Genomic DNA, 9,144 nt, shown 5'->3' on the forward strand with positions numbered 1-9,144 from the left:
TTACCCCGGCCTTGACGGTGAAGTGAAAGGTTTCATCGATGTATCCGGAAGCAAACAGCAACCCAGACTGACCTTTCAACTTGATAGCTCCTCTGTCCGTTATCTGGACACGGCGATTAATGGCCTTTTGGCAAAAGGTCATATTGAAAAGAAAGAACACATTCTGGGGCAGGCTCGTATCAACATAGAGGCCCTGAAACAGGGCCCCCACACACTAAACCAGATATTGCTTGAAGCACGAGGCAATGAAAAGCAGCATCAGGTCCGGCTCTCAACTCAAGGTAAAGCACTCAAGAGCATCATCACCCTGGCTGGCAGCTACCTCAACGAACAATGGCAGGGACAGCTGACGCGCAGTGACTTGAACACAGAATTCGGAGACTGGTCACTGAAAAAGCCTGTTGATATTTCAGCCTCGGCAGCCGGTGCTTCATTCTCTGAATTCTGCCTGAAGTCATCCCCTTCCAGTATCTGTGCTCAATCCAGCCATCTGGGCAAGGACTCAGGACATCTCTCCTTTCACATTGAGCAACTGGCACCTGAAAGATTCAAGGCCTTTTTCCCCAACGAGTTTGACTGGCAGGCACTTATAAACTCTAAGGTCGAGGTAAGCTGGAAGGATAATCAGCCGACATTGTCGTTAACGCTTTCTTCAAGCCCCGGAACACTTCAGGCTTATAATCTGTCCGGCGATTACCGCCAGCTCAACATGGAAGCCCGAATCGCCAACAACCAGCTTCAAAGCTCTTTTAACTTCCTCTCCGATAAACTGGGGCGCGGCCGTCTGACCCTGACCGTCGATGACCTGCAAAACCAGAGAACCCTGAGCGGTCAGCTGAATATTGATCATTTATTGCTGGAAATATTTGCACCTTTCTTACCTGAAGTCAGTGATCTGAAAGGTACTTTTTCTGCCCGGGGGCGAATGGAAGGCTCTCTTGCCAAACCGCTCTTTTACGGTCGCCTGGCCATTGAAAATGGCTATGCCAATACCACGCGAGATATTGTCAGCGTTTCTGCACTTAATACTTACCTCAATGTGGCCGGTGATTCAGGCACAGTAGAAGGCAAAATGCAGGTGGGTAAGGGCTCACTGGATCTGGGAGGGCAACTGAGCTGGAAGGATCTCCGACAGCCAAGCGGTAACATTACGCTGGAGGGACAAGACCTGGATGTTAATTACCCCGGTATTGGCGAGATCAAGCTTTCACCCAACCTGAAGCTGACACTGTCTGAAGAGGTGACACTGACAGGTATCATCCGAATTCCGTGGAGTCGCATTACCATCAACAGACTTCCTGAGAGTGCTGTTTCGGTGTCAGACGATGTCGTGATCGTTCAGGAAGGGCAGACTTCAGAGCTCCGGGAGCAGGCTCTAAAGCTGTTTTCGATGAAGCTACGGGTAGTACTCGGAGACGAAGTCCGGCTCAATGCTTTTGGTTTCAAAGCCAGACTCACGGGGCATCTGGATCTTTTGCAGCTGCCTGACAAACCCCTTGAAGGAAACGGCACTATTCAACTAGAGGGTCGCTACCACCAGCTGGGCCAGGATTTACTGATCAAGGACGGAAAAATCATTTTTCAGGGGCCTGTCGACTCTCCCTATCTATTGGTCAATGCCGTTCGAAACCCGGAAACCATTGAAGATAATGTGGAGGTTGGCATCAAAGTCAGTGGCCCTGTCAATAAACCTGAGTGGACGGTTTATTCCAGCCCGGAAATGCCACAACAGGAACAACTTTCCTACCTGCTGCGAGGCAGAGGTCTGGAAGGCGATGACGGTTCCGGAGCGGAGGCGATGCTGGTGGGTATCGGTGTTTCCCAGTTTGGTGGTATCGCTACCTCCATTGGTGAAAGCTTTGGTTTCAGCGACGTCTCGCTGGATACAGCAGGCAGTGGCGAAGACACCCAGATCACCATTGGTGGCTACATAGCTCCCGGTTTGCGCCTGCAGTACGGTGCAGGTGTTTTTAACTCAGTGAGCGAAGTGAAGGTTCGCTATGAACTCATGCCCAGACTCTATCTGCAAGTTGTCAGTGGTCTGGCTCAGGCTGTGGATATTTTTTATCGCTTTACCTACACTCCTGATTCTGAAGGAGGGGCTCAGTAGTCACGCTAAAGAAAACTTGAAAGGCTTCAGTGTGTTGAGCGACACCGACTGCTCTGACTGCCAGACGTCATAATTATTCTGCATGATGAGCCAGCTTTCCGCAGTTCTGCCAAGAACCTTGGAAAATCTTCTGGCCATCTCGGTAGACACAGCGCTTTTTCCCTGCAAAATTCTGTTCAAAGTAGAGGGTGAGACCTCTAAGGCCTCAGATAGCTGCCTGCAGCTTACTTTAGCTGGTTCCATGTAGGTTTGCTTAATAAACTCTCCGGGATGGAGTGGGTCGTGCATTCTCATCGATGATAATCCTCATAGTTCAGTATTTCAGGAGTTTGCATTCCTAAACTTATGAAAGCCGACTCCTATCCCTGAAAAAAACGTGCATAATGCTGCGCCGCAAGATTGACCAGACGCTGTCTCGACTCGAGACTTCCCCAGGCACAATGGGGAGTGACGATCAAATTTGGCAGAGACTTATTGAGCAGGATATTCCCGTTTCCGGGAGGCTCTTCTGACAACACATCAAACCCGGCACCTCCCAGTCGCCCTGCCTCCAGCGCCGAGACCAAAGCACTCTCGTCTACCAGCCCACCTCTGGCGGTGTTGATCAGAATGGCCCCTGGCTTCATCAGCGAAAGTCTTTTCTGATCCAGAAGGTTGGCCGTACTTTCACTCAATGGACAATGCAAACTGACGACATCTGACTGTTTCAACCCTTCGTCTAATTCTATCCGGTCTATAGAGGTTGTCGGTGAGCCAGGTACTCTAGCCTTCAATACATTCATTCCGAATGCTCCTGCCAGTCTGGCAGTCGCCTTGCCCAAGTCACCATAACCGACAATGAGCAGGTTTTTACCTCCCAGCTCCATGATCGGATGATTAAGCAGACAGAATCTGTCGCTTTCTGCCCAGGTGCCGTTCACAGCATCTCGTGAGTAAGCGGGAACAGAGCCCGCCAGAGACAAGATTAAAGTCATGGCATGCTGAGCAACAGACGCAGTGCTGTAACGCTCTACATTCTGGACTTTAATACCGCGCAGATCGCACGCAGCAAGATCAATATTATTCGTTCCTGTTGCCAGTACTCCGATATACCGGAGGTTGGGCAGCGAAGAAAGCGTCGACTCATCAATCACCACTTTATTGGTGACAATCGCGACCGCATCACGACAACGTTCAATCACATCTTCTGGTTCACTCTGATCGTATATCACCAACGGTACCGGAAGCTGATGAAACGCCTCCAGAGACACGCCGTCACCCAGAGTAGCCCGATCCAATAAAACGACATTCTTTTTTGTAGTCACATTTTTTACCTTTGGAATCCGGTTTTATCTTTTCAAAAGACAGTGGCCTGCTATCCTGACGTTACGAAAACAGATTCCATCAGGAGGTCTCAATGGAACCTGCCCATCACACCATGAACGATCTGTTTGATCAGCTTGGACTGCCCAGCAGTGATCAAGAAATCAATGCCTTCATCGAAGAGCATAAAAAAATGCCCCACCGGGTAAAAATTGAGCATGCCGACTTCTTTTCAGATAGTCAGCAGGCTTTTATTCAACAGGCATACAATGAAGACGCTGACTGGGTTGTGTTGATTGAACATCTCGACGCCCTGTTGAGAGAAAAACCATCCTGAGAATTTCGGATTGTTATAACTGTCTTTGGCGAACCGCCTCAAACAAGCAGACACCTGTCGCTACAGAAACATTTAAACTGCTGACTGACCCTGACATGGGGATAAAGATTAATGAATCGCACTTGTCACGGGTCAGTCTTCTCATGCCCTTACCTTCAGCGCCCATCACCAGAGCCAGGGGACCCTTGAGGTCTGTTTTGTAAATATCAGAAGCACTTTCACCCGCGGTTCCAATCATCCAAATGCCACGATCTTTCAGCCATTCCATGGTTCTGGAAAGATTGGTTACCTGTACCAATGGAACATTCTCTGCAGCACCACTGGCCACTTTTCGAGCTGTCGCATTCAGGCTGGCCGATTTGTCTTTGGGCGTAATCAGGGCATGGACCCCTGCAGCATCTGCGGTTCTTAGACAGGCACCCAGATTATGAGGATCGGTCACACCATCCAGTATTAATAGAAAAGGCGGCTCATCCAGTGTATTCAGAAGATCTTCCAAATCACCTTCCCGGTAGACTTTCGCCTGCGCAACACGGGCCACTATGCCCTGGTGCACCCCTTCAACTTTCGAATCCAGTCGGCTGCGTTCGACAAAACGCACCGTCACTCCCTGGTTGCGGGCTTCCTCCACCAGCGCATTAATGCGCTTGTCAGTGCGACCTTTCTGGATCATCAGTTCCAGAACTTTTTCCGGAGAATGCTCAAACAGGCTTTGCACAGCGTGCAGGCCAAAAACGACATCATCACTCATTACGGGAATTCGTATACAGGGTTGGAATTAGGAATGAACGCATATTAGCAGAGCCAAAGGTTCAAGTGGAATGTTGATCTACTCATCAGAGGCTTCAATGAGCCGTTAATGATTGAAGTCTTATCAATCATTCAGAGTCGATGCGCAGACAGTTTTCGGTATATATATGGCTGTATTTGAATGAACTCATGTCGATATTCAAACAGGCAGGGCGCAATCGAACCGACTCCGGCTGTGCCACCCGATAAGCGTAAAGATGAGAACCACATTGGCCACAGAAAACTCTTTTCTTTCCTGTTGAAGATTCGTACTCCTTCAGCAGTTCCTGTCCTGTCTGCAGCTCGAAATCAGCACTGTCGATTGTCACTCCCATGGCAAAAGCTGAAGAATGAGCTTTTCTGCACGTCAGACAATGACAGCATTCAATCTCGACAAACTCGGATTTTACCCGATAGGAAACCTGCCCACATAAACACTGACCGAAATACATAGACGTTCTCGCTCTACAGAAACATTATTAGGCTCTATTGTGCAGAGCAAATGAAAGATCGACAACTGTCGACTGCGCCCGACAAGGCGCATCATCCCAATACTGGAAATGAGAGTCTGCGCTCTATTCCTGCCAGGTGGTCATAGTGTCATCCCTGATCTATGCTGTGATTCTGAATTTTTGGGGTTGTTATGGAAAAGTCGTTATTTTCAGAATTAAAGCGTATTGGCATTGATGAAGAACTGGCCAGCAAAGTCAGTGCTTCCCTTGATCCTGAGTACAATGCCAGTAAGAAAGATGTGCTGGTAATGCAAGAAGCCATCATGCAGGTGCAACTGCAAAGTGAGCGCAGCTATCAGGCACTCAGTTCAGAAATAAGCAGCCTGCGTTCTGAAGTGCATAAAGAGATAGCCGGTGTCCGCGCTGAAATCACGGATGTCCGCACTGAAATCACTGATGTCCGCACTGAAATCACTGATGTCCGCACTGAAATCGCCGATGTGCGTTTCGAGATGGGCTCCATCAACCGGCAATACATCATTACCTTCCTCGGTTTGATTACCACCATTGTCAGCGTCTTTGCCATCAACTGGTACTTCCATTAACACAAAAGTTGGTTAGCCCGCCTATTTCACCAACGCGAGCACAGACAATAGAACTAACTTGTAGCTTGACCAGGAACTAACTGACGGGAAGCACGTGAAAAAAAACAGCAAAGAAATGACAGAAGCTACCGCCCAGGACAAACACATGCCAGATAGCATGGTTAAAGGGCAGCTTTTTCCACAGGTAAAAAACAGCCCCGAGGGTATAAGAGAGGCCTCCCGCTACCAGCCAATAGACGCCCTCCAGCGATATCTTGCTGGCTAATTCTTTTGACGCAAAAAGAACCAGCCAGCCCATCAAAATATAAGTGGCTACTGAAAGTTTTTTAAAGCGTGGACCAAACCAGACTTTGAAAACAATGCCCGCAATAGCCAGCAGCCAGACAGTAGCAAACATGATCCAGCCCAAAGTATCCCTCATACTGACCAGTAAGAATGGGGTATAAGTTCCAGCGATCAGGAGATAGATGGAACAATGATCCAGCAGTTTGAAGACCTTCTTGGTCTTCTCATGCTGGATGCTGTGATAGAGCGTGGAAGAGAGAAAGAGCAGTATCAGCGTTGCCCCGTAGATACTGAAACTGGCGATGCGCCAGACATCATGCTGCTCGGCTGCATAAGCTACTAAAAGGGTCAAACCAGCAACACTGAGCAAGGCGCCCAGACCGTGGGTGATACTGTTTGCAATCTCTTCAGCCAGGCTATATCTGGCCATGAGGTTGTTTCCTGTGTCGGTGTTTCGTGACATCTTAACACTCGAAGCGGACTATCGAGCCCGGATAATACTCAAGATTCCGATTAATGCCAGAGCAGATGACAAAGAAAGATCAATTGACTGATCAAAAAATCAGAAAGCAAAGGAGTGCCGCCTAACCACTTTCAAATCACTTAGCTTTTCTCTTTCCCGGCTGCCTGCCAGCAGGTTTTGCTGAAGGCTTTTTATCGGCTACTGGCTTCTTACCTGCTGACGGCTTCCTATCGGCTGACGGCTTCCCGGCTTTCTTGCCAGTGTTTTTAGCCCCGGCTTTTTGCTTGCGGTTGGGCTTTCGCTTCTTACCTGTCGTCTTCTTGCCTGACTCTTCAGACTTTGCCGCATCCAAGAGAGCTTTTTTTGCCGCCCGACTCTTGGCCACATTGGCTAATGGCTTACCACCTTTTGAGGGGCTTTTTCGGGGTTTACGAGAACGAGAGGGTCTCAGTCCAGCGCCTGTGGATAATTCGAAATCAATTTTCTGGTCATCCAGATTGACGCTGGCAACCATGACTTCGATATCATCACCTAGCCGATAACCTCTACCGGTTCTTTCACCCACCATGCGATGGTGAACGGAATCATAGTGGTAATAATCACCTGGAAGGCTGGTAACGTGTAGCAACCCCTCTACATAAATATCATCCAGGGCGACAAACAGGCCAAAGCCGGTCACAGACGAAATGACACCGGAATACGTTTGTCCGATATGTTGCTGCATATACTCACACTTCAGCCAATCCATAGCATCCCGCGTGGCTTCGTCTGCCCTGCGTTCGGTCGCAGAACAATGCTCGCCCATAGCCAGAACTTCATTGCCATCATAGGGATAAATAGTCTTTTTGTTCATCTCACTGGCGCCCACACGAACAACGTGACGGGTTTCAACGGAAGAACGAATAATATGACGAATAGCCCTGTGCACCAGCAGGTCGGGATAGCGACGAATCGGCGAAGTGAAGTGCGCGTATTCGTCAAAGGCCAACCCGAAGTGCCCCTGATTATCAGAGGTGTAGACTGCCTGACTCATGGAGCGCAGAACTACAGTCTGGATCACATTGTAATCAGGACGGTCTTTGACCGATGCCAACAGAGCCTGAAAGTGAGCAGGCTTCAGTTTACCCGCTGGCAGCGATAATCCGAGACTGGCAATAAAGCTGTTCAGGTTGAGCCGCTTCTCCATAGTGGGCCCTTCGTGCACGCGATAGAGCCCGGGAACCTTATGCTTCTGAAGAAATCTGGCAGCACAGACATTGGCGCAAAGCATACATTCCTCAATCAGCTTGTGCGCATCATTGCGGACAGCAGGAACAATTTTTTCGATTTTTCGGTTACGGCCGAAGACGATCTGTGTTTCCACCGTTTCAAAATCAATGGTGCCACGTTCAGAACGAGTACTTTTCAGAACCTTGAACAGGTTGTAAAGCTCTTCAACATGAGGAAGCACCGTTTTTCGTTCGCGACGCAGAGCTTTACCGTCATCACTAAGCGGCTTTGAGAGCATTTCCCAGACCTGGTTGTAGGTCAGACGGGCATGGGAGCGGATCAGGCCCTCATAGAACTTGTAACCGGATATTTTACCTTTGCCGCTGATGGTCATTTCGCACACCATGGCCAGACGATCCACTTCAGGATTCAGAGAGCAGAGTCCGTTAGACAGTACTTCCGGCAACATAGGAATAACATGCCCCGGGAAGTACACAGAAGTGCCCCGGTTATAGGCTTCCTTATCCAGAGCTGTTCCGGGCTTTACGTAATGAGACACATCCGCAATGGCTACTAATAAACGCCAGCCACCACTTTTTTTGGTGTCACAGTAGACCGCATCATCAAAGTCTCGGGCATCTTCACCATCAATGGTAACGAAAGGCGTTTCTCTGAGGTCCACACGGTGCTTTTTGTCCCGCTTAGCCACTTCCGGCTTGAAACGGGCCACCTGCTCTTCCACTTCAGGAGGCCACTCATGAGGAATGTCATGGGTCCGTAATGCGACGTCCACTTCCATTCCGGCATCTTGCCGCTCGCCCAATACTTCTTTGATCAGGCCCACTGGCTGAACACGGCGGCCCGGCTGCTCAAGAATTTCAACCAGAACATATTGCCCATGGCTGGGCATCAAAGGACCGGGCTTAATATGAATTTCGCGATCAATTCTGGAGTTTTCCGGTACCACAAAAACATTGTCGTTTTCCATGTAAAAGCGCCCTACCAACTGAGTGGTATTACGCTCTATGACTTCAACAATCTGACCTTCACGTCGTCCTTTACGATCAACACCGGTTTCGCGAATAACCGCACGATCACCATCAAAAGCCTTGCGCATTTCACGCCATGAGAGGTAATAGTCTTCCCCACCCTCATCAGGAATAAGGAAACCATAGCCGTCCTTATTACCCTGAATACGCCCTTTGACCAGATCCATTTTACTGAGCAAGCCATAGGTTCCCTTGCGGGTTTCCAACAGCTGACCATCACGAATCATGGCTTTTAGGCGGAATAAAAGAGCTTCCTGCTGCTCTGGCACAGTTACACCCAACTCACGGCACAATACTTTATGGTTCGCCGGAGCCCCTCTTTTTTCCAGAGTCTCCATAATAAACAGACGACTGGGAATGGGGTTGTCGTAGCGGGCTGCTTCATCGGCAGCCTGGGAGTCCAGTTCTTTCCACCCTTTTTTGGGCATAGAGTTTATCAACCTCTCGGTGATCAAATAATGTCTGTATGCAGTGTAACCCTACTCCGGGTAACTAGCAGCCTGTCGGACTTAAGGCTGTCCTACTGCGGTTGCAATAAATTGG

General features: G+C 49.2%; 9 protein-coding genes. 3 read left to right on the forward strand and 6 right to left on the reverse strand.

The genetic code is table 11. The features are described 5' to 3' along the window. The coding region (locus tag KDK17_RS04520; protein ID WP_257287451.1) for a translocation/assembly module TamB domain-containing protein at window positions 1-2,110 on the forward strand (2,110 nt) is incomplete at its 5' end. Here KDK17_RS04520 and KDK17_RS04525 read toward each other — a convergent pair. Together KDK17_RS04525 and KDK17_RS04530 are read right to left on the reverse strand one after the other, a co-directional pair. Further along, complete coding sequence (locus tag KDK17_RS04525; protein ID WP_257287452.1) at window positions 2,111-2,404, reverse strand: HigA family addiction module antitoxin; 294 nt, start codon at window positions 2,402-2,404, stop codon at window positions 2,111-2,113. It lies immediately after the preceding gene. Between the two features lie 65 nt (window positions 2,405-2,469). After that, window positions 2,470-3,414, reverse strand: a complete 945-nt coding sequence (locus KDK17_RS04530) for a D-2-hydroxyacid dehydrogenase (protein WP_257274892.1) — start codon at window positions 3,412-3,414, stop codon at window positions 2,470-2,472. Window positions 3,415-3,506: 92 nt separating this feature from the next. On the opposite strand from KDK17_RS04530, the gene KDK17_RS04535 reads away from it, so the two are divergent. Further along, window positions 3,507-3,749 carry a DUF2789 domain-containing protein gene (locus KDK17_RS04535; RefSeq protein WP_257281572.1) on the forward strand — a complete coding sequence of 81 codons (243 nt, stop codon included), beginning with the start codon at window positions 3,507-3,509 and terminating at the stop codon, window positions 3,747-3,749. A 13-nt stretch (window positions 3,750-3,762) separates the two neighbouring features. Here the strand turns inward: KDK17_RS04535 and rlmB are convergent, their stop codons facing one another. Continuing rightward, window positions 3,763-4,500, reverse strand: coding sequence for a 23S rRNA (guanosine(2251)-2'-O)-methyltransferase RlmB (gene rlmB / locus KDK17_RS04540; protein ID WP_257281571.1), 738 nt, complete (start codon window positions 4,498-4,500; stop codon window positions 3,763-3,765). A gap of 127 nt (window positions 4,501-4,627) precedes the next feature. Continuing rightward, window positions 4,628-4,990: a GFA family protein gene (locus KDK17_RS04545; protein WP_257281570.1), complete on the reverse strand. Its 363-nt coding sequence runs from the start codon at window positions 4,988-4,990 to the stop codon at window positions 4,628-4,630. Window positions 4,991-5,181: 191 nt separating this feature from the next. Between KDK17_RS04545 and KDK17_RS04550 the strand changes: the two genes are divergently transcribed. Next, window positions 5,182-5,595, forward strand: a complete 414-nt coding sequence (locus KDK17_RS04550) for a hypothetical protein (protein WP_257287453.1) — start codon at window positions 5,182-5,184, stop codon at window positions 5,593-5,595. A 76-nt stretch (window positions 5,596-5,671) separates the two neighbouring features. Here the strand turns inward: KDK17_RS04550 and KDK17_RS04555 are convergent, their stop codons facing one another. Both KDK17_RS04555 and rnr read right to left on the reverse strand, forming a co-directional pair. Further along, the gene (locus KDK17_RS04555) at window positions 5,672-6,310 is read right to left on the reverse strand and encodes a hemolysin III family protein (RefSeq protein ID WP_257274898.1); all 639 of its coding nucleotides are present in this window, start codon (window positions 6,308-6,310) and stop codon (window positions 5,672-5,674) included. A gap of 169 nt (window positions 6,311-6,479) precedes the next feature. Then, window positions 6,480-9,029 (reverse strand): ribonuclease R, encoded by a 2,550-nt coding sequence (gene rnr / locus KDK17_RS04560; RefSeq protein ID WP_257281569.1) that lies wholly within the window; start codon window positions 9,027-9,029, stop codon window positions 6,480-6,482. Between the last annotated feature and the right edge of the window lie 115 nt (window positions 9,030-9,144).

The organism is Endozoicomonas sp. SESOKO2 (genome assembly GCF_024606245.1).
GTDB lineage: Bacteria > Pseudomonadota > Gammaproteobacteria > Pseudomonadales > Endozoicomonadaceae > Endozoicomonas_A.